Genomic DNA, 22328 nt, shown 5'->3' with positions numbered 1-22328 from the left:
AAGCCCGCATTGACGGGCTTTTATCATTTTATAAATCCTAAATCGTTCCTTCCCACCAGTTCTTTTGCTGTTTGCAATTTAATGGTTGAAGCCCCTCTCCTCGCAAATCAAACAGAATCGCCTCTCCTTTTGTATTTACCTTAAATTCAGCATACTTTGCTTTCTGATAGCATTGAGCTAGACCTTCGGCAAACAAGAAACTTCGTGAAGCGGGATATAAAGCCTGTAAACGATTTTCAGGATTTTTTAAAATTAAACTTTGCCCAACAAATGAATTGTTAATATCTAAAATTGTACGAACTAATCGATTTTGTGAATCCAAAATAACTTTTGCTGGAACAGAAGAATGATTAAAAATTACCTGATCTAGAGCCTCACTCTCACTTCCTGCAAGAGCTTTAAGAGATTGTAAATTTAACTCATAAGCCAGTGCCATATAGTCACCTTGTAAAATTGAACGCGGATCAACTGGCTTAAGCTCAATAAAAATACTTTTACTATGATCCAGATGCCATTCATTTTTCGCTATCAATCCCACAAAAAATAATGTGGTAGCTATAGCCAGAATAAGAGAAAAATATTTCTTCATTATTTTTCTCCTTCAATAAGATGGCGTTGATTTTCTTGGTGGAGCAACCAATATAAAGCCCATAGAACAAGACCAGAAATCAAAATCGATGCACTCTTTGCCAAAAAAGTTATTTGTAAGTTGTAATAAAGCTGCCAAAGTACTAAAACAAATACTGCTAGAGTGACACCATAAACAATATAATCTTTCTTTTTTATCGCCCATGTTAGAATGATAAATAAAATGAAAACTTCAAAATAGCCAAGTGCAATGAGCAATACACCAAAAAGTAAGAATGCGAGAAACACTACTCCATACAACTGCTTATACAAATAAAAAATACTAAAGCAAAGCAACCAAAGACTAGGTAATAAATAGAAAATCCATATCTGCCGATCTTCCGAACTATCTAAAACTAGTCCCATAAAAGTATCAAAGAAAGTAGCTACTACAACTACCGCAAGCACACATAAATAGATACTACGCTCATATTGAACTATCGATTTAGCCTTCGGCAAGAACACCAAACTAAAAACAAAATAGCTGAGCAGTGTTAAATTTAAATAAGTCTGAGTGGAGTTTACTGACCACAATGAATGGTCCATTTGTAGTAAGTAAATAAATGCTATGCCATAAGTAGCAAGCATTTGAATTAAAATAAAGAACCAATGGGGTTTAAAAAAATAACTTATACAGAGAATAAAAATCTGTGCTATTAGCACCCATAACATCTGATCTGTTTCAGACTCTAGATGAAACAAAAAAGCAGTCTGACCACTTATGAATAAACAATAGGCAAATTGCCGAAAAAAGTAGTGTTGAGATTTTTTCAATAAAATAGAAGCTATACAAACAAAAATAACTCCAATAATTAAAGAAACAGCTTCCCAAAATACTAATGTAAAAGCCGCGAGTGCTAGGCCAGCAAGCCAAGCTCCAATAGCTAAAGGAATTATATAAAAGCGGCTTTGACGAAAAATTTTTATTAAAAAATAACTAATCAGCGCAAACCAGATAAAAATAATGCCTGCAATGAATAAAAAAATGAACTCATTTGAATCTTTAAATAAGTCATTGATCCTATCTACAAGCCATATTGTTGCAGTCACGCCAAGAACAGCAGCCATTAAGCTGGCACATAATTGATCATCTTTTTTGAAGAAATAATAAAAACCGATTATTCCTGAAAAGAAAGCCGAGATCAGATAAGGAATATTTTCACCAGATAAATATTGGATCATTCCAATTATCGAAATGACTGCAAACCAAACGATAAAGACGAAACGTAAAGCACGATACTTCTTTATACATACCCAAAATTCTATAAGGCTTAATAAATTTAAAGCAAACAGATATAAATAAGGAAACTTTTCTAACCAAAAGGTCTGCTTAAAAAATAAAAAAAGTGTAAGTTGGCTAGTAATACAAATTAAAGCAAAGATTCCAATATTGGGTCGATATAGCCAAGGTAATAACAGCAATGTCCAAATCAGGAAAAGTAAATAACTGTCTGCTCCAGTTTGATAGACCTGCCCGATTACAGCCAAACTTAAGCCTACCATCAAGCCGCAAATACCATGTAAAGTCTGCCTAACTCCTTCACTTAAGGTATCTTTTATACTGATCCATGCTGTCACAAGTAATATAAGTGGTGGGATGGCTAGCTGAATGCTGTCTGGAAGCATTAACCAATTAGCAGCAATTAAATAAAGAATACTGACCGCCATAAATACATAACTAAAAATATGGAGATGCTGAATAAATAAAGTATTCCTAAGGGGATAATCATCTCTTATCTGCATGAAACACCTATTTTATTTATAATTTTCTATAAAAAAACATAGCATTCCATTTTCATATCAACAAGTAAGCTCTTGTTAAAAAGCCTATTTCCATTTGTGAAAATACTTATTCATAAAGAAACTTAGCATTCTACAAAAGCATCTAGCCAATTTTATCAAGCGCGCTATAATAAAACCCATCGCTTCAGGGCGGGGTGTAATTCCCCACCGGTGGTAAAGTTAATTTTTATTGATAAATTAACAAGCCCACGAGCTTAAATTTTATGATTTGAGCAGATTTGGTGAAACTCCAAAGCCGACGGTATAGTCCGGATGAAAGAAGACGACGAACTGGGATAAATCCGTTTTATTTCAGCGCCAGCCTGTTTTTACATCAGTCCTGAAATGTTCAACCGTATTTTTACGAGAGCGTTTCATTATGTCTAGCTTAATTCAACCAGAACTTTTTTTCTCAGCCCTCTCTCCTGCTGAACAACGTATTCAACAAGCATTAGAAGATATCCGTCAAGGCAAACCTGTCTTGGTTATGGATGACTTCGATCGTGAAAATGAAGCAGATTTAATTATCGCAGCCGAAACTCTAACTGTTGAAACCATGGCACGTATGATTCGTGATGGCTCAGGTATTGTATGTTTATGCCTTACAGAAGAGTTAGCAGATCATTTAGAACTTCCCCCAATGGTTTCTCAAAACTCAAGCCAGTTTCATACCGCTTTTACAGTGACCATTGAAGCAGCTCAAGGTGTTACGACTGGTGTTTCGGCTAAAGACCGCGTTACTACCATTCAAACTGCAATTAAAGATGGTGCTGTTCCAAGTGATCTTAACCGTCCGGGCCATGTTTTTCCTTTACGTGCACGTACTGGAGGAGTACTGACTCGCCGAGGTCATACTGAGGGAACAATTGATCTAGCAAGACTAGCAGGGCTTAAACCTGCTGGCGTGTTATGTGAACTAACCAACCCAGATGGCACGATGGCATCAGGTATTCAAGTTTTGGCATATGCCCAAACTCATCATTTAACCGTGATTACGATTGAAGAACTTGTTCAATACCGCCAACAACACGGTATTTAAATAAAAAAGGTTTGGCTTTAGATAAAAGCCAAACCTTCAAATTAAAATTTACTAATATTTAAGATACTTTTTTTTGTGTTGCCTGATCTTCGACGTATTCCAAAAGTTCAGAAAATTGCGTAATCATTGCTTTAGGTTGTGCTTGCTTAAGTTCCTCTGGTGTTCCGTAACCATAAGTCACAGCGACCGCCTCAATACCATTGTGGCGAGCACCTAAAACATCATATTGACGGTCACCTACCATTAAGCATTCTTCTGAGTTTAATTGCTCACGTTCAAGAATATAATGAATAAGTTCAGCTTTATTGGTACGTTCCCCGGTTAACTCACTACCATAAATATTTACAAAATATTGGCTTAAGTCAAAATGATCTAAGATACGTTTTGCATAAATAGTTGGTTTAGCTGTTGCAACGAATAAACGATACCCATCTTCTTTCAATGCATTAAGTGTTTGCGCAACTGATGGATATACTTCATTTTCAAATAAACCTGTAACTGAAAAACGCTCACGATAAGCAAGTAAGGCTTGTTCAGCCAAAGCATCATCTTGAGTGGCTAATAGTTTTGCTAATGAGGCTTTTAAAGGAGGCCCAATTGTCCAGTCAATATTTAAATCGGCAGCCAACGGAAAGCCCAACTTATCCATTGCATAGCGAATTGAAGTATGAATACCAACTTTTGGGTCTGTTAGTGTTCCATCCAAATCAATCAAAATATGTTTTATAGCCATTCAATCATTAACCCAGTAAAGTATTTAATTCAATTAGTCGAGAGTTTAATCAAACTCTCTTATACTAACGTAAATTTAAATTGAAAAGGAAATAACCGTGCGTCCAACCGTACTTTGTTTCTCGGGTTTAGACCCTTCAGGTGGTGCAGGTTTACAAGCTGATATTGAAGCGATTGGACAAAGTGGTGCTCATGCAGCCATTGCATGTACAGCCCTCACCATACAAAACTCACAACAAGTATTTGGCTTCGAAGCAACCTCAAAAGAACTATTATTAGCTCAAGCAAATGCCGTTGTAGGTGATTTGCCGATTAAATGCGTTAAGTCAGGCATGCTTGGCACCACAGATAACATTGCTGCTCTCGCTGAATTTCTTCGCGCCCATCCAGAATATCAATATGTACTCGATCCTGTTTTGGTGGCAAATAGCGGGGGCTCTTTAGGTGATCAAGCAACTCTTGTCAAAGCTTTCGTTGAGCTTATTCCCCTAGCCACTATTATTACTCCAAATACAGTCGAATTACGTGCTCTCACGGGCATCGATGACTTAGAACAAGCAACGCAAAAGCTATTTAAAATGGGCGCAAAAGCTGTCTTAGTCAAAGGTGGACACGAAGATACACCAGATTATATTAAAAATAGTTTATATATTAATGGTGAACTTGCAGCGAGTAGTAGTTGCCCCCGCTTAGACGGTGAGTATCACGGTTCAGGTTGTTCTTTAGCTAGTTTTATTGCTGGTCGTTTGGCTTTAGGTGATTCTTTAAAAATTGCGGTACAGCATGCCGAAACATGGTTATTTGGTGTTTTAAAGAACGCCGAGACTCCTGTAGCAAATGGGCAAAAAATACCAAAAAGATTCTAGAAAAAGAAAAAGGCGCTAAAAGCGCCTTTTTTATTACCCTCAATTATTGAGGAATACGTAAAACCTGTCCTGGGAAGATTTCATCTGGATCTTTAAGCATTGGTTTATTTGCTTCAAAGATTTTTTGGTATTGATTTGCATCACCATAAAATTCTTTCGCAATTTTTGAAAGGTTATCACCAGATTTTACTGTGTAGAATTTACTTTCTGGTTCAGGAGTTGCAACGGTCATTTGATCATCTACCTGTGCAACATGATCAATATTCCCAACAATAAGAATAATTTTCTCTTTATCCGCTTGGCTTTTTACCTGTCCTTTAATGATTGCGGTATCAGTTGCACCGTTATACGTTACAGATAAACCCTCTACCCCTAGGCCTAAACTTTTAATTAATCCTAATAATTTATTTGCGATTTCTTGTGCAGAAGGTTCTGCTGGTGTTGCCGGAGCTGGTTGTGGTTCTGCTGGTGCGGTATTTTTCTTACCAATACCTTTTACAAAATCAAAAAGACCCATCTTTTAGTCCTCATATTATTGTTTATAGTAAAGTCATTAAACTGACCTTTATTGTTATACTTCAAAAAAGACAAGCCTCTGCTATCAATTGAGGTTGATCTTGTAAAAATATGTATCTCTTTTATTTTACTCAAATAAAAAAAGCCACCTTACGGTGGCCTTCTTTTTATTCAGCAATATGCGAATTAACCAAGTTTTTTAGTTACATAGTCAATTGCAGATTGAACTGTAGTGATTTCGTTTGAATCTTCATCAGGGATAGTGATGTCGAAGTCGTTTTCGAAAGACATTACAAGTTCAACTAAATCTAAAGAGTCAGCACCTAAGTCATCCATAAAAGATGCTTCGTTTTTAATCTCTTCAGCTTTAAGACCAAGTTGTTCTGCAACTGCTTGCTTAACGCGTAGTTCGATATCGCTCACAGGAATTCTCCTCATTGCTCGTGGCGTTTGATTTGCCACTAGTTTAATTGAATATAAAAATTTTTAAAAGTTATACATTAGCCCTAGGCCATGTATAAACCACCATTTACATGTAATACCGTACCGGTAATGTAACCTGCTTTATCACTTGCAAGGAAACTCACCGCATTTGCGATATCTTGTGGCTCACCTAAGCGATTTAAAGCCACTTGATCACTCATTTTTTTGCGAATTTCTTCACTAAGTGCATCTGTCATTTCTGTTGCAATGAAGCCTGGTGCCACACTGTTCACAGTGATTTGGCGACTACCCATCTCTTTTGCAAGACTACGGCTAAACGCTTCAATACCTGCTTTTGCAGCAGAGTAGTTCGCCTGACCTGGGTTTGCAAAATGTGCAACAACAGAACTAATATTAATAATGCGGCCAAAGCGCGCTTTTGTCATACCTTTAAGCACACGTTTAGATAAACGATATACGGCTTTAAGGTGAATGTTGAGAATGTCATCCCAATCATCTTCTGACATACGTAGCAATAAATTGTCTTTCGTGATACCCGCATTATTAACCAAAATAAGCACAGGGCCATAGTTCTGTTCAATATGAGAAACGACTGCTTCAATCTCATCGAGATTACGCACATCGAGAGCTAAACCTGCACCTTGCTCACCAAAGCTTTCACTTAACTTTTGTGCACCAGATTCAGATGTCGCAGTACCTACAACAAAATAACCGTCTTGAATAAGTTGCTGGGCAATTGCAGCGCCAATGCCCCGACTCGCGCCCGTTACTAATGCAACTTTGCGTTCTTGTGTCATGCAATTTTTCCTTCTGCCACTAAAACAGCATTTAGGGCATCTTCCATTTTACTCTTGCTATCAATAGCAAAAGCTTTTTCTATATTTGGTAAACGCTTCGCGAGATTACTCAATACTGTACCAGGCCCACACTCAACAACGTAGTGAATACCTTGGTCTTGTAAAAACTGCATCGTGTCTGTCCATTGTACAGATTGGTACAATTGAGCAGTTAACGCCTGACGCAATTGAGCAACATCGGTAGCTATTCCCGCGTTGACATTTTGTATTACAGGAATGGTAGGCAGCTCAATGGCAGTTTGTTCCAAAGCTTCTGCAAATTTTTCAGCAGCAGGTTTCATCAATGAACAATGCGAAGGAACCGACACAGGTAAAGCAATTGCTTTAGCAGACTGCTCTTTTGCCAAAGCCATCACTTGTTGTACAGATGCTGTACTTCCAGCAATCACGACTTGGCCTTGTGAATTATAGTTTGCAGCTTCTACTGAACCTTGACCTTCTGCATTCACGATTTGGCAAAGTTCAACCACTTTTTCATCAGCCAAACCAAGGATTGCAGCCATAGCCCCTTCCCCTTGAGGAACAGCACTTTGCATGAGTTTGCCACGCAAATTCACTAGTTTCACTGCATCTGCCAAGCTCATAGATTCTGCAGCAACCAAAGCACTGTATTCACCTAGAGAATGTCCTGCAAGATACTTAGGTGCCAGACCGCCTAAATCAAGCCATACACGCCATAGAGCGATACTGGCAGTTAATAACACAGGTTGGGTATTTTCTGTTTGGTTGAGGCCTTCACCACTTTGCGCAATATGCCACAGATCGAATCCAAGCGCATCTGAAGCTTCAGCAAAGGTTTGCCCAACCCCACTAAACTGTTCTGCTAGTTCAGCAAGCATACCGACTTTTTGTGAACCTTGACCTGGAAACACAAACGCAGTTTTTGTGGCTAAAGCTACTTGTTCAAGACGTTTAGCAGACATAAGAAATCCTTTTTTGGGTTTTCACTCATTTCTGGAGCGGAAATTTAACATGTTATTTATATTTTTATAATTGCGAAAAACAACAAAAAAAGGGAGCTTTCGCTCCCATTTTTTCTATACTTAAGCATCACGCTTAATGCATATCATACAATTATTCAGCATCAGCTGCTTTAGCGAATAATTGACGACCACGGTAGAAACCGTCTTTAGTAACGTGGTGACGACGATGAGTCTCACCAGTTGCTTGGTCTACTGTTAATGCATTCTCGGTTAAAGCGTCATGTGAACGGCGCATGTCACGGCGAGAGCGACTTTTACGGTTTTGCTGAACGGCCATGATGGCTCCTTACAAAGATCGAAAAAATGGATCAGAACAAATTCAGTTGTCTTATCTCACAATTATATCACAAATTATGAGTTAAGTTTACCCTTCAAACCTGCCAAAACATCAAACGGATTATCCCGTTTTTCTTCAACAACATTTTGAATGGTAGGTTGATGTTTATTTTCACAAGCATCATGCTTGGGAGATAAAGGCACCAACAATAACAGTTCATCTTCTAGTAGTGCGAGCAAGTTAATCGAGGCTGGCGTATCATAATCACCTTTCGTCGTAAACTCACTTTCACCTAAAACGATGAAATCAGCATCCTCATCCAAGCGCTCTATCAGTGACTCATCATCCATTAATGCAATATGGAAGTCTAAGACAAGAGGCATTTCAACAGGTTCCAAACAACGTTGGCACTCCATTGGAACTTTCGTGTCCATATGACCATCCATCCACACAATGCGATGATATGCATCCATTGATAGCTTACAGTCTATGTTGATCAATTGGTTATCAATTGATCCAACAGCTTCACGAGCGATACGAGCAAAGCGAGACAAGGGCAGTTTACCTGACCATGTAAAGCCTTGTTCAGCCCATTTAAACGGCTCAATCTGTGCCGGAAAGGTATTTGCTGACATAATTAAGGCGGCAATTCTACAAATTCATCGGTACTCTGTCAAAGATTAAGATACAATTTTGCACTTCTTTAGACAGAACTCGGGGTAAATTAAGCAATGCACCTGTTGCAGCCGCAACCTGAAGTTAACTCTTCATTACTCGTTTGCACCCATTCAACTCATCAGAACACTCTTGTACCTGACACGGTGCAACTCTCACCATGGTCAAGCTCAAAATCAGAGTCTGAGCAAGTCGATTGGCTTATTTTACACTTTAATCACTGGTTTTCCCACCATAATGTGACATTAGTTCGTGGAGATTTTGAACCAGAATATTTCCCGGCAACAAATCAGGGTCCGGCTAAAATCCAATTCGCCCATGGTTTTTTTAACAGTGCCCTTCACGAAATCAGTCATTGGTCGATCGCTGGTGAAAAACGGCGCCTATTACCTGATTTAGGATATTGGTATGCACCTGATGGCCGCACTCAAGAGCAACAAAGTTTATTTGAACAAGTAGAAATTAAGCCTCAGGCAATTGAATGGTTGTTCTCTCAGTCTTTTGGTAGAAAGTTTAGAGTCTCGCTTGATAACCTGACAGGTGACGGCGGAGATGGCAAAATATTTAAAGATAATGTTTATGCTCAAGTACAACGTTATTTTTCAGGCGAAGCTAAGTTGCCACGTGATGCAGCAGCATTTATTGGCTTTATTTGCCAATGTACACGTTCGGGTACGCCATTACAATTAAATGAATTCAAACGTGAACTCCTTGATTAATTGACAAAAAAACTACGTTCACTACTTGTCTAGTTCATTTAAAAAGCCTAATAATTATTTTTAACACTGGCGTGATGGAGTCTCCAAAATATGATGCATTTACATGTACATCCTGAAAATCCACAGCAACGCCTCATTAGCCAAGCGGTTGAACGCATTCGTGCCGGAGATGTTGTGGTTTACCCTACCGATGCTGCCTACGCAATTGGCTGTCAGATCGGTAATAAAAATGCTATGGAACGTATTGCGCAGATTCGCGGTTTAGGGCCTAAGCATCAATATGCCATTATGTGCTGTGATTTATCTGATATTGCAACTTATGCAAAAGTTGATAATGCAACTTATCGTTTATTGAAAGCAAATACCCCAGCCATTACGACTTTCATTTTACCTGCAACCAGTGAAGTTCCTCGTAGGTTGATGCACCCTAAAAAGAAAACCATTGGCTTACGTATTCCAAGTAACCCAATTTGTCAGGCTCTATTAAAAGAACTTGGTGAACCCCTACTCACCAGTACATTAATTTTACCAGGACAAGAAGATCCTCTAGACGATCCATACGATATTGAAAATCAGCTAGATAAAAGAATTGATGTATTTATTGATGGCGGTTTCGGCACTTTAACAAGCACAAGTATTGTTGATTTATCGGGTGAACATCCTGAAATTATTCGCCGTGGTATTGGCGATGTAAGTGCTTTTGAATAAGCACTTACAATTTTTACCAATAGTTTAAAAAAAAGTATTATCACTCAAAAAAATACTCTTTATTTATTTTGGATTTTTTTTACACTTTAGTCGTTAAGTAATTTATTAAAAGGCACAATTCATTTAGAATGATTTCCACTATCTGCTGTTCTTCTATTTACAGCTCTCTTTGACTTGAATAACAAGTCTCATGCTTTTGAAAATTCGCGTGGCTTATAATCGTAATGAATCAATCACTTCATCAATCCATGGAAGACGCTCCACACATCCGTGTTTTAGATGAGTGGCATGACAAAATTCCTGAAGATCTCTATATACCTCCTGCTGCATTTGAGATTTTGCTCGAACAGTTTGAAGGTCCACTAGATTTTTTAATTTATCTGATTCAAAAAAACGGTTTTGATTTAATTCAAGTCGATATCGCTCCTATAGCAACTCAATATTTAACCTATATGGATAGTATGAAGTCGTTAAATATTGAGCTGACCGCTGATTATATGGTGATGGCAGCTTTATTGGCTGACCTGAAATCTCGTCTACTTTTGCCGAAACCCACGTTTATAAGTATTGAAAAAGATCCTAAACAGGAACTTATTGATCGACTCGAAACCTATCTACGCATTAAGCAAGCGGCTGAGCGTTTAGGTCAAATGCCAATTCTTGAGCGTGATACATTCAGTGCAAATGTAAGCTTAGGTCATATCGCTCCTGTTTATGAAGGCTATGATATTTCAGCATTACATGATGCGTTGTTCTGTGTGTTTAATCGCCCAGAACCCGTTATTCATGTCGTGGCTCAAGAGCCTGTATTACTCGAAGAACGCATTGCGTATATTGAAGAGAAATTAGAGTCTGGTGACGTGTTAAGTTTTAAAGAATTACTCAATCCTTTGCAAGGTCGCATGGGAATGGTTGTGACTTTTATGGCTGTTTTAGAGTTAACCCGACAACAGCGAGTTAAAATTATTGCCTCTGGTATTGAAGCTCCTTTAGCAATTCAAGGATCTTCAATATGAGCTTTGAACAAAATAATAGTGATTTGTCATTAGCTGACATTCATCACGAAGTCTTATTACAACTTGAAGCAATTATTTTTGCCAGTGAAGCGCCCGTTTCAATTGCCCGTTTAAAAGAAGCATTTAATAATCAGTATAATAAACAACAGCTTCGTCAACTTTTACAACAGCTCGCACTATTACAACATGGCCGATCTATTGAGTTGATTGAAACAGCGCAAGGGTTTCGCTTTCAGGTAAGATCTAAATATCGTAGTATTATTGCGCAAATATGGCCAGAGCGACCAACAAAACTGTCGCCGTCATTACTAGAAACGCTGGCCGTCATTGCTTATCATCAACCGGTTACCCGTGCTGATATTGAACAAATTCGTGGTGTGTCTAATAATAGTCAGATTCTTAGAACACTATTTGACTGGAACTGGATTAAAGAAGCCGGTTTTAGAGATTTACCCGGAAGACCTGCGTTGCTAATTACAACGCCTCAGTTTCTGAATGCTTTTGGTCTAGCTTCGCTAGGCCAATTGCCTCCCCTACAGAACGCCAAGGAAGCCTTTATGGCCCTCGATGCAAATGCACCGAAATCATAAAGAGGTGGACTGTTGATCATTATGTCTAAGGTTGTGCTGTCATGAGTGAAAAATTGCAAAAAGTATTAGCGCGGATCGGATTAGGTTCCCGCCGATATATGGAAGAGGTTATTGCCGCAGGACGCGTGAGTGTGAACGGCCGTGTTGCCCAAGTGGGTGAGCGCATTGAACCAGGCGATGAATTACGCATTGATGGCCGTAAAGTTCAGTTTCAAATTGAAGACGAAATTCGTCGTCGTGTATTGATTTACTATAAGCCAGAGGGCGAAATCTGTTCACGTAATGACCCTGAAAAACGCCCAACCGTATTTGATCATTTACCACAAATTGCGAATGACCGCTGGGTAATGGTAGGTCGTCTAGATATTAACAGTACTGGTTTATTATTGTTCACAAATGATGGTGAGCTTGCTAACCGCTTAATGCACCCATCAAATGAAATTGAACGTGAATATGCTGTTCGAGTTATGGGTGAAGTAACGCCTAAAATACGCCAAAAAATGGTAACTGGTGTAGAGCTTGAAGATGGTCCAGCTAAATTTGAGTCTTTCTCGGAAATTGGTGGTGAAGGTATTAACCGCTGGTACCAAGTAGTGGTGAAAGAAGGTCGTAACCGTGAGGTTCGTCGTATTTTTGAATCACAAGAACTTAAAGTAAGCCGCTTATTGCGTACACGCTACGGTACAGTTATTTTACCACGCGAATTACGTACTGGCCGCTGGATGGAACTCGATAAAACTGACATCGACAATCTAGCGAAATCAGTTGAATTAAAACCACGTCAAGGTACAGGTTTATTTGGTATGGCAAAACGTCGTACTGACCGTATGACCGAAAAGCCAATGGCAGCTCGTCGTGGCGGTTTCTTGCGTCAACAACGCCGCGATGATGAAAAAGAAGCTCCTGTGAATACTGGTAACCAACGCAAATCGACTGGTTTTAACCGTGGTTCTAAGAAATTCTAAAATATTAAATAATGCATAAAAAAACCGCTCTTATAAGAGCGGTTTTTTATAGCCTACTTTAAATTAATTCATTTTTGCCAACTCAATCCACTCAGCTTCAGGGAAATGAATTGCTAAATAGTCTTTCAAATAATTTGACGTATCTTGAGAAATTAATGGATCTTTTGATTCATCTTTTAAGTTATATACCAAAGCTTGCAACTTCAGTCCACGAGATTTGAGCGCTTCAAGACTAAGTAAAGTATGGTTAATGCTTCCTAAACGACCCGATGTCACTAAAATAACGGGGAACTGGTGCTGAGCAATATAATCGATGGTGAGTAAACTTGTAGTTAATGGCACCATTAATCCACCAGCACCTTCGAGTAAAACAATATCAAAGCGCTCAGCTAATGTTTGTGTTGCATTTTCAATTTTTTGAAAGTCAATTTCTCTGTTATCTAGGCGTGTTGCCAGATGAGGCGAAGCAGGATAACTAAAAATTTCCGGCATGGTGAGCTTTTCATGATCTTCTTGAAACCAACCCTGCCCCATAATTTCACGATGCTTTTCAATATCTTCAGAAATATCAGCATTACCCGTCTGAATGAGTTTTTGGGTAATCACTTTTTTACCCTGCTCAGTCCATAATTTTGCTAAAAAGCCTGTCGCGTAGGTCTTACCAATTTCGGTATCAATCCCACTCACAAAATAGATCTGACAACTCATTTACTTCATTCTCCGGGCAATACAATAGATCGGATGATATGTTAAGGAATATCCCTCAGCATGCTTAAACCGATCATAATCTTGATAAAACTGTTGTAAAGTTTGCTTAGTCCAACGATGCTGAGCAGTTGCAGTCACACCTGTTGCTTTTAAATGCTGCAATACAGCTTTAGGCGAATCGAAATAGAGCTGGGCTTCTGACTCAGACAAATGCAGAACTTCAAAACCCGCCAAAGTTAAGGCATTGTTCCAATTTTCAATAGACCAATAACTTAAACCTTGCCCTGTTAATTCTTTAATCTCGATTAAGTTTCTTGGGCCAAAAGTTGAAAAACATAACCAGCCTTTTTCATTTAAAGCAGTATGACAATGTTGAAGTACACGAGGTAAATCTTGCATCCATTGCAAAGCCGAACCAGAAACGATCATGTCGAGCTGCTGCGGAAACGCTAAAGTTTCAACATCCCCAATCAACCATTTCAAATTTTCTTGATGGTTAAAGTGCTGCTGCACATCTGCATACAAGTCATTCAAAATTAACTCTTCAATCTGAAAAGATGCAGCAATAAGACGAGTTAAATTGCCAGAACCACAACCAATTTCAAAGACACGTGACATCGTTGTAGGGCAAAGCTGCTGGAGTAAAACCGTTAAATTTTGGCAAATTTGTTTTTGAACAATTGCATGCTCTGAATAGCTTTGCCCTGCTTTGGCAAAACGCTGGGCAACCAAGTTTTTATTCAGACTCACAGAAAACTCACCAATTCTTCAAGCTCATGTTGCTGTACCATTGACGTTAAAGAAATACGCAAACGCGAACTATTTTTAGGTACGGTCGGTGGACGCACAGGCATGGCGTAAAAACCACTTTGCTGAACCTGCTTTGCCTTATCGATAGCAGCCTGACTTTCTCCCACAATGACTGGAATAATATGGCTGGTAGATGGACTTACATAACCCTTTTGCACAACAGCTTGTTGAAGATATTGGCTAATATTTTTTAAATGTTCACGCTGAGATTGGGCGTGTAATACTTTTTGAAAAACAAAGTTTGCCCATGCCATAACAATCGGCGGTTGAGCAGTACTGAAAATAAGTGGGCGCATTTTATTAATTAAATAATCTTTAATAATTGGGTGACAAATAATGTATCCCCCCACTGCTGCTAGTGCTTTACCTAATGTCCCCACTAAAAAATCAATATCTTGAATGACATTGTATTGTTCAGCACATCCTAAACCTTGTTCGCCACGCACACCAATTGAATGCGCTTCATCAACATACAGCATAGTTCTGGCAAAACGTTTTTTAAGCCTGACTAATGCGGCTAAATCAGTTTCATCACCGTCCATACTAAAAATACTTTCAGTCACCACAATGATTCGTTCAATATTGTCATCATCATGATATTTTTGCAAAAGTTGCTCTAGGTGCTGCAAATCATTATGGCGATAACGCACATATTGCGCACCCGATAAACGTATACCGTCGATCATGCTCGCATGAACCAGCTTATCAGCCAAAATTAAAGTTTTGCCATCGGCAACAGCAGGCAAAATACCGATATTCATGTGGTAACCACTATTAAATAATAGTGCTGCCCGACCACCAAATGCTTGGCTTAGGCTATTTTCTAATTTTTCATATTCTTCAAAATTACCCGTTAATAAACGGGATGACGAAGAACTAAAATAGCTACGTTCGACTGGAAAATTTTCTAAAAACTCTTCACGAAGTTTTACATCCGCGGCTAAGCCAAGATAATCGTTTGAAGCCAAGTTCAGCATCGTTTTATTTTGAATCGTAATAAAACGCTCATGCTGTACATTTTGAGTGAACTGTCTGAAATTGCCTTGTTGTTTTAGTTCATCTAATTGGATAGCAAAATGATCAAGCAACGACATTTCAATGCACTCCCTGCATGGTTTTAACAACTTCAACCAACTGCTCAAGCAAATAGCTTAATTCCTGACTGGTAATCACATAAGGTGGCATTACATACACCAATTTACCAAAAGGACGAATCCAGATTCCACGGTCTACAAATTGTTGCTGCAACGTTTTCATATCAACATTAACAGTGAGTTCAACTACCCCTATTGCCCCCAATACTCTTACATCAGCAACATAATCAAGCTGATTGAGTGGTGTTAAGTATTGAGTAAGTTGTTGTTCAATTCGCTCAATATTGGCTTGCCAATCTTGCTCAATTAATAATTGCGTACTTTTTAAGGCAACAGCACAAGCAAGTGGGTTAGCCATAAAGGTTGGACCATGCATAAATACGCCAGCCTCACCGCGACTAATGGTCTCGGCAACATGCTTCGTCGTTAAGGTAGCAGACAATGTCATATAACCACCTGTTAGCCCTTTACCTATGCACATAATATCTGGCTCGACTTGTGCATGTTCCCACGCAAAGAGCTTACCGGTACGCCCAAAGCCTGTCGCAATTTCGTCAAAAATTAATAACAGATTATATTGTTCACAAAGTACTTTGGCTTGACGCAGATATTCAGGATGATAAAAACGCATGCCGCCTGCACCCTGTACAATCGGCTCGATAATTAAGGCTGCAAGATGCTCATGATTTTGCTGAATCGCTTGTTCTAATTCTGTAATATCTTGTGGATTCCATTCTTCATGAAATTTGGTTTGTGGTGCTGCAACAAAAAGACGATTTGGTAAGCTTGTGCCAAAAATCTGATGCATGCCTGTAACTGGATCACACACCGACATCGCATTCCATGTATCCCCATGGTAGCCAGAACGCGTTGTAATAAAATTTGTTTTTTGCGGTTTATCTTGAGCGGTCCAAAACTGCACTGCCATTTTCAAAGCAACTTCAACAGCAACAGAACCTGAATCTGCATAGAAAATTTTATCGAGACTTGGCGGGGTAATTTTTAAAAGAATTTTTCCAAGTTCAATTGCAGGGTCATGCGTTAAACCGCCAAACATGATGTGAGACATGTTTTGTAATTGATCGGTCACTGCCTGATTGAGTTCAGGATGGTTATAACCGTGAATTGCACACCACCAAGATGACATACCATCAATTAAAGTCCTACCATCATCTAACTCAATCGTCGCGCTATAGGCACGTTTAACTTTAAATGTTGGTAAAGGTTGGGTCATTGAAGTATAAGGATGCCAAATATGTTCCAAATCAAAATTATCTGTCATCCTATTTACCCTTTTACAGCGTTCAAATCTTTCATTGAACACATGTTAAACCTGTTAAGAATGAAAGAAAATTGCGATATCAATCAAAGCTGATTAACTTTGCTGATGAATTGTTAAAAATTGGCAGATTTCTTCAATTGTTCGTTCTACTTGTAGATATGGAAAAGCATGAGTAGCTTCATTTAATACTTTGTATTTCATCTTTTCTGTCGCGATATGTGCAAAATTTTCCTCAATTTTGCAAGGAATGACACCATCTTGCTCTGCAAATAAATGAAGCTGTGGACCTGAGTAATTTTTTAAGTTATCTACCAAGTTTAAATACTCTAACATTTCTAACCCTTGTAATAACAACTCATAAGAGGGTGGATTTGCTATATTTTGCATGTTTAGCCAATCTTTTTTAGCTTGTGCTGATCCTTGAGTAATTAAATAATAAAAGCGCTTTAAAGTAGCTTGTTGGTTTTGCAAAAAAGAAGTTTTAAATTGACTGAACACATCAGCAGGCATTGCAGTCTGCCAATTAGTGTTGGTAACAAAACATGGATTAGAAGCAAGCGTAATTAAAGTTTTAGTTAGACCAGTGCTCTTATAAAAAGAATCAACTAAGTAAGCTGCTAACTGCCCACCTAAAGACCAGCCTATTACCACATCAACCTCAGCCACTAAATCAAGCTGTGCTTGAAAGTTACTATCTAAAACATTAAAAATATTAATAAGTTGTACATCAAAACCCTTCTGCTGCAAATGCAATTTTAATGATTCTAAAGGTTCAATTCCTACTCCCCACCCTGTAATCAATAAAATTTTATTTTGTAACGTCATATTCTTACCCAAAGCTCATTTAGTGCAAATTATATATTAATATTTTAAGAAAATATCTTTTAAAATCAGCCTTAAAATTTAAAATATTGATTTTAAATCACGCATTAAAACCCATTAATATTCTGAAATATATTGATAAACAAGACCTTCATTATTAATAGGAAACATACAAAAAATTAATTATCTAAACATTGAAGCCAATCAAAAAACAACATACTCCACACTTCGCCTATAAATCCATTATGCAATGTAATTAATGTTAATACTTATGTTTTTTTATTAAAAGAAATGACTCATCAATTCATTTTAATGTTAGAAGATTAATTATTGATCAAAAAATATTGGGAAGGCTAATATGAACAGTCAAAGTACAATATCTGATAGGAGAGAAAAAAACACATATTTTGTTACATCCAGTGATATTATAAATACTTTATCCTTAGATAAAAATTACTGCTTATTTTTAGATATTGATGGAACATTAGCATCATTTCAAATTAAACCTGAGCAGAGTTTTATTCCAAAAACTACATTAGAAATTATAAAAAAAATTATTGAATTAAATATTCCCGTTATTGCTGTAACAGGTCGTGATATAGATACAGCAGGCAAGCTGCTACACCCTATTGAAGTTCCTATCGCAGGTTTACATGGTTTAGATATTTATTTTAGTTCAGATAATTATATTCGACCAGATTTAAGTAGTATTAATTTTAAAAAATTAAAACAAGATATTATAAAATCTTGTGAGAAATATCCTGAACTATTAATTGAAGATAAAGGATATTCTATTGCTTTACATTATCGCAAAAATCCTAACTTAGAAAATCATGCATTTAATATAATGCAACAGATTAAATCCTTTTACCCCCAATTAAAAATAAATAAGGGAAAATTTGTTGTTGAATTAATCCCTCACCATGCTGATAAAGGTAAAGCAATTCAAACTATATTAAATCATCTTAATTTAACCTCAGTGCTACCTATTTTTATAGGAGATGATTTAACAGATGAATCTGGTTTTATTTGTATTAATCAGCAATCTGGCCTCACCATTAAAGTAGGTTCTGGTGAAACACATGCCAAATATAGATTAAAAGATATCGATGATGTCGCTAATTTTCTTTTTTTATTTCAAAACAGAATAAAAAACTTATATGTCAAAAATAGCCGAAATCAGAATGGAGAAAAAATATGTCTAAATTAATCGTATTATCGAACCGAATAAGTATGCCATCTGGTAAGGCTTCAGCAGGTGGCCTTGCTGTAGCTGTACAAGATGCATTGAATGATAGCAATGGTATTTGGTTAGGCTGGAATGGTCAGCAAATTACCGATAGCGAAGAGCCAGAATTTGAGCAGGCCTATTCTCAGGGAATTGACTACATTACCTGCCCTCTCACCCATCAACAATACGCGCAATATTACTGTGGTTTTGCAAATAAGGTTCTGTGGCCAGCGATGCATGACCGAGAGGATCTTATTGAATATGATTCGCAAGAATATAATACCTATCAAAAGGTTAATCGATTATTCGCTGAAAAGTTAAAACAGCTTGCTCAGCCTGAAGATATCATATGGATACATGATTATCATTTTTTTAGTGTAGCCCGTTACTGCCGTGAATTAGGCATGCAAAATAAAATTGGTTTCTTTCTACATATCCCTTTTGCTAGCCTGAACATCTGGCTCAAAATTCCTGTGGCCCGAGAGTTAATTCAAGACTTGAGCCAATATGATGTAATTGGTTTACAAACCCAGATTGATCAAAATGCATGCATGCAAACATGTTTAAGTTTACTTGAAGCTCAGAAAATTCACCGTGACAGTATCAGCTACAAAAAACGTCAAATACTAATTAAATCGTACCCGATTGGCGTTCAGCCAGAGATTATACAAAAGCAAGCGCAGCAAGATTTGCCAAGCCCTTGTGTGTTTAATTTTGAAGAAATACCTCGTCAAAAAACAATCATTGGGGTTGACCGAATTGATTATTCAAAAGGTTTACTTGAGCGTTTTAATGCATTTGCAACCTTCTTAGAAACTAATCCTGAATATCATGGGTTAGTCCGACATCTGCAAGTTGCAACACCGTCACGTACTGATATTGCAGTTTATCAGCGTTTATACGAACGTTTTAAGACCAAGTTGGAATTGATCAATGAAGAATTTGCACATGAAGACTGGAGACCTGTAGATTGTTGCTATGATCCAGTTCAACACCATAATCTCATGCATATTTACCGCCATTCAGATATTTGCTGGATTAGTTCACTACGCGATGGTATGAACCTAGTCGCTAAAGAATATATTGCAGCTCAAGATCCGGAGAATCCTGGCGTACTAATTTTATCTAAATATGCGGGTGCTGCTGAGCAGATGTCTCAAGCCTTGATTGTTGATCCGCAAGACAGAGCGGCAATGATGGATGCTTTAAAAATGGCTTTAGAAATGTCTAAAGCTGAGCGTATTAATCGTTATCAACAATTGATAGAGGGTTTATCAGCATCTGATCTTACTCATTGGAGAAACGATTTCTTAGATGATTTAGAAAAAACACCAACTTTACTGATGAAACCTCAGCGCTTATTACAAGACAATTATCAATCTATCTATCAGGTTTTATAAATCTAAATAAAAGAACATCGAGAAATTAAATTCTCGATGTTCTTTAGATTATTTCTATTATTTATAAATTAATTCGCCTTTGCGAGCGTAAAGCGGTTAAGTAAAGCAATAATAAATAGTAATACTGCTACACCTGTTAAAACTGTACTTAAACCAGTCCATTCACCAATTAAACCAATTAAAGCTGGCCCACTTAAGGTACCTGTATAGGCAATCGTTGATACTAAAGAAAGTGCTGCTGCTTTAGGCATATCGTTTTGTCGACCTACGCGAGAAAACATAACAGGCACAATATTGGAACAGCCTAATCCTAAAAGTGCATAGCCTAATACAACCACTTGCCATACGGGTGCGGTCACAATAACAGCCATACCAATTGCTGCACCAATGGCACTATAAGTTACAACATTTTTTTCACCCCATTGCTTTAGCAAAATGTGGCCCGTAAAACGTCCAGTCGTCATGCTCAGAGCAAAAAAGGTATAAGCAAGACCAGCAAAGGCTGGATTAAGCTGATACTTACTTGTTAAATAAATACCACCCCAATCCATTGCCGCACCTTCTGATAAAAAGGCAATAAAACACATCATGCCAATAAGCAGAATAATGCCGTTAGGTCGATAGAGTTTTTTAGGTGTATCGGCTTCTTGATGTGGCTTTTCATCCTGTTCAAAAGACTTTAAACAAGGAGGAATAGCAACTGCACCAATGACGAGCAAAATCATTACAACAGACAAAGTACTCATTAATGGAGAAAGACCTACTGCCAATAATGCAGTCACCAGCATAGCCCCAGTTAAGCCGCCAAGACTGCACATTCCATGGAAGCTAGACATCAGAGCTCGCAGGCTATGTTTTTCAACAACCACTGCCTGTAAATTTATAGCTACCCCAAGACAGCCTGCTGCCGACCCAAACACAAATAATGCTACAGCCATCATCACAATGCTGTTCCACATCGTTAGGCTAGGTAATAACACCATTAACAGCATCAATGCCAACGCAATTAATGGCCGACATCCCCAACGCTTGACTAAAGCGCCAGTCGCAGGCATTGCAATCATTGAGCCAATACCCATACACAAGAGCAGCAAACCAAAATCGGCATGATTGAGGTTTAAACGTTGCTGTGCAAAAGGAATCAGTGGTGCCCAAGCTGCGGTCGCAAAACCCAAACTAAAAAAGCTTAGTCGTGTTGCAAGACGCTGCGTGCTTAAGAGAGTAGCTGTATCTAAAACAGCAGGTTTGGTAAATAACATATTTCGCGAACTCACCATAAAATCATTGGCGATCCATACCAACCGATTTTCCATAGAAAAACCCTTGCCTCATGAAGTTTCTAGGCAAGGGTTTTGTTGGCGAAATTATATCCAATTCCATAAAAAAAACAGGGGGTGTGATACAATTTTTATGACTTTTTTGTAACTACCAAAGCCTTATATACTAAGGCTTTGAATATATTAAATTTGAGAAAAATACTTTTTTATTTCTATTTTATTAAAGCTAAAAATCAGGCGATAAAAAACCCAGCATCAGCTGGGTTTTTTATTAAATTTGAGATTGAATATAGTTTTGTAAGCCAATCAACTCAATTAAACGTAATTGCTTTTCTAACCAGTAGGTATGGTCTTCTTCAGTATCAGATAATTGTTGACGTAACATATCACGGCTAATGTAATCGCCTTTCTCTTCACAGAGTTTGATACCTGTCGCTAACTTTTCACGAACATGATATTCAAGCGCCAAATCAGCTTTTAAACAAGAAACAACGTCTGTACCGACATTAATGTCTTCACGGTGCATGTTTGGTTTAGCACCTAAAAACAATACACGGCGAATGATCGCATCAGCATGAGAAGCTTCTTCTTGCATCTCATGATCAATACGTTCATAAATTTTATTTAAACCCCAATCTTCGTACATACGAGAATGGATTAGATATTGATCACGGGCAGCCAATTCTCCGCCAATGAGCATATTTAAATAGTCTATGACTTCTGGATTGCCACGCATAATAAATCTCCTATCGTATGAGCACTATTATGGGCAATCTTAAAAATGATTGCAAAGTAAAAAATAGTTAAGTTTATGATTTTTATAAAATTAAAATGAGAAACATACGCATTTGCAGTTTAAGTTAATTAAATTTCCTCTGCAAAAAGAAACGCTTGTCCGATTTATACAC

General features: G+C 37.8%; 25 protein-coding genes and 1 riboswitch. Of the genes, 9 read left to right on the top strand and 16 right to left on the bottom strand.

Features of this window, described 5'->3' with window-relative positions; all coding sequences use genetic code 11:
- Positions 1–37: 37 nt before the first annotated feature.
- Positions 38–589 (bottom strand): GDYXXLXY domain-containing protein, encoded by a 552-nt coding sequence (locus ACPF64_RS08310; RefSeq protein ID WP_426455990.1) that lies wholly within the window; start codon positions 587–589, stop codon positions 38–40.
- Positions 589–2370: a DUF2157 domain-containing protein gene (locus tag ACPF64_RS08305; RefSeq protein WP_005042706.1), complete on the bottom strand. Its 1782-nt coding sequence runs from the start codon at positions 2368–2370 to the stop codon at positions 589–591. Before ACPF64_RS08305 ends, ACPF64_RS08310 begins: the two co-directional genes overlap by 1 nt.
- Positions 2371–2547: 177 nt before the next feature.
- Positions 2548–2698, top strand: a riboswitch (FMN riboswitch).
- A gap of 90 nt (positions 2699–2788) precedes the next feature.
- Here ACPF64_RS08305 and ribB point away from each other — a divergent pair.
- Positions 2789–3448: a 3,4-dihydroxy-2-butanone-4-phosphate synthase gene (gene ribB, locus ACPF64_RS08300; RefSeq protein ID WP_005042709.1), complete on the top strand. Its 660-nt coding sequence runs from the start codon at positions 2789–2791 to the stop codon at positions 3446–3448.
- Between the two features lie 58 nt (positions 3449–3506).
- On the opposite strand, the gene ACPF64_RS08295 is transcribed toward ribB, so the two are convergent.
- Positions 3507–4181 carry an HAD-IA family hydrolase gene (locus ACPF64_RS08295; RefSeq protein WP_005042712.1) on the bottom strand — a complete coding sequence of 225 codons (675 nt, stop codon included), beginning with the start codon at positions 4179–4181 and terminating at the stop codon, positions 3507–3509.
- Positions 4182–4278: 97 nt separating this feature from the next.
- Here ACPF64_RS08295 and ACPF64_RS08290 point away from each other — a divergent pair, with 97 nt between their 5' ends.
- Positions 4279–5046 carry a hydroxymethylpyrimidine/phosphomethylpyrimidine kinase gene (locus tag ACPF64_RS08290; protein WP_005042713.1) on the top strand — a complete coding sequence of 256 codons (768 nt, stop codon included), beginning with the start codon at positions 4279–4281 and terminating at the stop codon, positions 5044–5046.
- Positions 5047–5089: 43 nt separating this feature from the next.
- Here the strand turns inward: ACPF64_RS08290 and lysM are convergent, their stop codons facing one another.
- The 6 genes from lysM to ACPF64_RS08260 all read right to left on the bottom strand — a co-directional run bounded on the left by lysM (position 5090) and on the right by ACPF64_RS08260 (position 8758).
- Positions 5090–5563, bottom strand: coding sequence for a peptidoglycan-binding protein LysM (lysM, locus tag ACPF64_RS08285; RefSeq protein ID WP_004641572.1), 474 nt, complete (start codon positions 5561–5563; stop codon positions 5090–5092).
- A 185-nt stretch (positions 5564–5748) separates the two neighbouring features.
- Entirely contained in the window at positions 5749–5985 is a 237-nt protein-coding gene (gene acpP / locus ACPF64_RS08280; protein WP_004641570.1) for an acyl carrier protein, read from the bottom strand.
- A gap of 83 nt (positions 5986–6068) precedes the next feature.
- The gene (fabG, locus tag ACPF64_RS08275) at positions 6069–6803 is read right to left on the bottom strand and encodes a 3-oxoacyl-ACP reductase FabG (protein WP_003653349.1); all 735 of its coding nucleotides are present in this window, start codon (positions 6801–6803) and stop codon (positions 6069–6071) included.
- Positions 6800–7786, bottom strand: a complete 987-nt coding sequence (gene fabD / locus ACPF64_RS08270; RefSeq protein ID WP_005042715.1) for an ACP S-malonyltransferase — start codon at positions 7784–7786, stop codon at positions 6800–6802. Before fabD ends, fabG begins: the two co-directional genes overlap by 4 nt.
- Before the next feature lie 151 nt (positions 7787–7937).
- Positions 7938–8123, bottom strand: coding sequence for a 50S ribosomal protein L32 (gene rpmF / locus ACPF64_RS08265; protein WP_000290730.1), 186 nt, complete (start codon positions 8121–8123; stop codon positions 7938–7940).
- Between the two features lie 74 nt (positions 8124–8197).
- Positions 8198–8758, bottom strand: coding sequence for a YceD family protein (locus tag ACPF64_RS08260; protein ID WP_003653352.1), 561 nt, complete (start codon positions 8756–8758; stop codon positions 8198–8200).
- Between the two features lie 96 nt (positions 8759–8854).
- On the opposite strand from ACPF64_RS08260, the gene ACPF64_RS08255 reads away from it, so the two are divergent.
- From ACPF64_RS08255 to rluB, 5 genes are all read left to right on the top strand, one after another.
- Positions 8855–9517, top strand: coding sequence for an elongation factor P hydroxylase (locus ACPF64_RS08255; RefSeq protein ID WP_005042718.1), 663 nt, complete (start codon positions 8855–8857; stop codon positions 9515–9517).
- A gap of 90 nt (positions 9518–9607) precedes the next feature.
- A complete protein-coding gene (locus ACPF64_RS08250) occupies positions 9608–10225 on the top strand; it encodes an L-threonylcarbamoyladenylate synthase (RefSeq protein WP_003653356.1) in 618 nt (205 codons plus the stop codon).
- Between the two features lie 224 nt (positions 10226–10449).
- Positions 10450–11241, top strand: coding sequence for a segregation and condensation protein A (locus ACPF64_RS08245; RefSeq protein ID WP_426455989.1), 792 nt, complete (start codon positions 10450–10452; stop codon positions 11239–11241).
- Positions 11238–11831, top strand: a complete 594-nt coding sequence (scpB, locus tag ACPF64_RS08240; RefSeq protein WP_004641560.1) for an SMC-Scp complex subunit ScpB — start codon at positions 11238–11240, stop codon at positions 11829–11831. Before ACPF64_RS08245 ends, scpB begins: the two co-directional genes overlap by 4 nt.
- 41 nt (positions 11832–11872) lie before the next feature.
- Positions 11873–12796, top strand: a complete 924-nt coding sequence (gene rluB, locus ACPF64_RS08235; RefSeq protein WP_003653361.1) for a 23S rRNA pseudouridine(2605) synthase RluB — start codon at positions 11873–11875, stop codon at positions 12794–12796.
- A 63-nt stretch (positions 12797–12859) separates the two neighbouring features.
- Here the strand turns inward: rluB and bioD are convergent, their stop codons facing one another.
- The 5 genes from bioD to ACPF64_RS08210 form a co-directional block, all read right to left on the bottom strand.
- Complete coding sequence (gene bioD, locus ACPF64_RS08230) at positions 12860–13504, bottom strand: dethiobiotin synthase (protein WP_426455988.1); 645 nt, start codon at positions 13502–13504, stop codon at positions 12860–12862.
- Positions 13505–14254, bottom strand: a complete 750-nt coding sequence (gene bioC, locus ACPF64_RS08225) for a malonyl-ACP O-methyltransferase BioC (RefSeq protein ID WP_426455987.1) — start codon at positions 14252–14254, stop codon at positions 13505–13507. It lies immediately after the preceding gene.
- Positions 14251–15408, bottom strand: a complete 1158-nt coding sequence (locus ACPF64_RS08220; RefSeq protein ID WP_426455986.1) for an 8-amino-7-oxononanoate synthase — start codon at positions 15406–15408, stop codon at positions 14251–14253. The genes bioC and ACPF64_RS08220 overlap by 4 nt, the downstream gene beginning before the upstream one ends.
- A gap of 1 nt (position 15409) precedes the next feature.
- Positions 15410–16690 carry an adenosylmethionine--8-amino-7-oxononanoate transaminase gene (gene bioA / locus ACPF64_RS08215; RefSeq protein WP_426455985.1) on the bottom strand — a complete coding sequence of 427 codons (1281 nt, stop codon included), beginning with the start codon at positions 16688–16690 and terminating at the stop codon, positions 15410–15412.
- Between the two features lie 93 nt (positions 16691–16783).
- Positions 16784–17515 carry a hydrolase gene (locus ACPF64_RS08210; protein ID WP_426455984.1) on the bottom strand — a complete coding sequence of 244 codons (732 nt, stop codon included), beginning with the start codon at positions 17513–17515 and terminating at the stop codon, positions 16784–16786.
- Between the two features lie 355 nt (positions 17516–17870).
- Between ACPF64_RS08210 and otsB the strand changes: the two genes are divergently transcribed.
- Together otsB and ACPF64_RS08200 are read left to right on the top strand one after the other, a co-directional pair.
- On the top strand, positions 17871–18722 hold the full coding sequence (gene otsB, locus ACPF64_RS08205; protein ID WP_426455983.1) for a trehalose-phosphatase: 852 nt from the start codon (positions 17871–17873) through the stop codon (positions 18720–18722).
- Positions 18710–20143 (top strand): alpha,alpha-trehalose-phosphate synthase (UDP-forming), encoded by a 1434-nt coding sequence (locus tag ACPF64_RS08200; RefSeq protein WP_426455982.1) that lies wholly within the window; start codon positions 18710–18712, stop codon positions 20141–20143. Before otsB ends, ACPF64_RS08200 begins: the two co-directional genes overlap by 13 nt.
- Before the next feature lie 68 nt (positions 20144–20211).
- Here ACPF64_RS08200 and ACPF64_RS08195 read toward each other — a convergent pair whose 3' ends face one another.
- Positions 20212–21402: an MFS transporter gene (locus ACPF64_RS08195; protein WP_426456123.1), complete on the bottom strand. Its 1191-nt coding sequence runs from the start codon at positions 21400–21402 to the stop codon at positions 20212–20214.
- Positions 21403–21691: 289 nt separating this feature from the next.
- Entirely contained in the window at positions 21692–22156 is a 465-nt protein-coding gene (gene ftn, locus ACPF64_RS08190) for a heteropolymeric bacterioferritin subunit Ftn (RefSeq protein ID WP_001214863.1), read from the bottom strand.
- Positions 22157–22328: the final 172 nt, after the last annotated feature.

Origin of the sequence: Acinetobacter sp. KB005, assembly GCF_049949095.1 — a bacterium.
GTDB lineage: Bacteria > Pseudomonadota > Gammaproteobacteria > Pseudomonadales > Moraxellaceae > Acinetobacter > Acinetobacter calcoaceticus.
This window is presented reverse-complemented; position numbering and strand designations above follow the sequence as displayed.

Bases quoted from the DNA above. Each gene is read 5' to 3' on its own strand.
- ACPF64_RS08310 (WP_426455990.1), bottom strand. From the start codon at position 589: ATGAAGAAATATTTTTCTCTTATTCTGGCTATAGCTACCACATTATTT.
- ACPF64_RS08305 (WP_005042706.1), bottom strand. From the start codon at position 2,370: ATGCAGATAAGAGATGATTATCCCCTTAGGAATACTTTATTTATTCAG.
- ribB (WP_005042709.1), top strand. From the start codon at position 2,789: ATGTCTAGCTTAATTCAACCAGAACTTTTTTTCTCAGCCCTCTCTCCT.
- ACPF64_RS08295 (WP_005042712.1), bottom strand. From the start codon at position 4,181: ATGGCTATAAAACATATTTTGATTGATTTGGATGGAACACTAACAGAC.
- lysM (WP_004641572.1), bottom strand. From the start codon at position 5,563: ATGGGTCTTTTTGATTTTGTAAAAGGTATTGGTAAGAAAAATACCGCA.
- fabG (WP_003653349.1), bottom strand. From the start codon at position 6,803: ATGACACAAGAACGCAAAGTTGCATTAGTAACGGGCGCGAGTCGGGGC.
- fabD (WP_005042715.1), bottom strand. From the start codon at position 7,786: ATGTCTGCTAAACGTCTTGAACAAGTAGCTTTAGCCACAAAAACTGCG.
- rpmF (WP_000290730.1), bottom strand. From the start codon at position 8,123: ATGGCCGTTCAGCAAAACCGTAAAAGTCGCTCTCGCCGTGACATGCGC.
- ACPF64_RS08260 (WP_003653352.1), bottom strand. From the start codon at position 8,758: ATGTCAGCAAATACCTTTCCGGCACAGATTGAGCCGTTTAAATGGGCT.
- ACPF64_RS08255 (WP_005042718.1), top strand. From the start codon at position 8,855: ATGCACCTGTTGCAGCCGCAACCTGAAGTTAACTCTTCATTACTCGTT.
- ACPF64_RS08250 (WP_003653356.1), top strand. From the start codon at position 9,608: ATGATGCATTTACATGTACATCCTGAAAATCCACAGCAACGCCTCATT.
- ACPF64_RS08245 (WP_426455989.1), top strand. From the start codon at position 10,450: ATGAATCAATCACTTCATCAATCCATGGAAGACGCTCCACACATCCGT.
- scpB (WP_004641560.1), top strand. From the start codon at position 11,238: ATGAGCTTTGAACAAAATAATAGTGATTTGTCATTAGCTGACATTCAT.
- rluB (WP_003653361.1), top strand. From the start codon at position 11,873: ATGAGTGAAAAATTGCAAAAAGTATTAGCGCGGATCGGATTAGGTTCC.
- bioD (WP_426455988.1), bottom strand. From the start codon at position 13,504: ATGAGTTGTCAGATCTATTTTGTGAGTGGGATTGATACCGAAATTGGT.
- ACPF64_RS08220 (WP_426455986.1), bottom strand. From the start codon at position 15,408: ATGTCGTTGCTTGATCATTTTGCTATCCAATTAGATGAACTAAAACAA.
- bioA (WP_426455985.1), bottom strand. From the start codon at position 16,690: ATGACAGATAATTTTGATTTGGAACATATTTGGCATCCTTATACTTCA.
- ACPF64_RS08210 (WP_426455984.1), bottom strand. From the start codon at position 17,515: ATGACGTTACAAAATAAAATTTTATTGATTACAGGGTGGGGAGTAGGA.
- otsB (WP_426455983.1), top strand. From the start codon at position 17,871: ATGAACAGTCAAAGTACAATATCTGATAGGAGAGAAAAAAACACATAT.
- ACPF64_RS08200 (WP_426455982.1), top strand. From the start codon at position 18,710: ATGTCTAAATTAATCGTATTATCGAACCGAATAAGTATGCCATCTGGT.
- ACPF64_RS08195 (WP_426456123.1), bottom strand. From the start codon at position 21,402: ATGTTATTTACCAAACCTGCTGTTTTAGATACAGCTACTCTCTTAAGC.
- ftn (WP_001214863.1), bottom strand. From the start codon at position 22,156: ATGCGTGGCAATCCAGAAGTCATAGACTATTTAAATATGCTCATTGGC.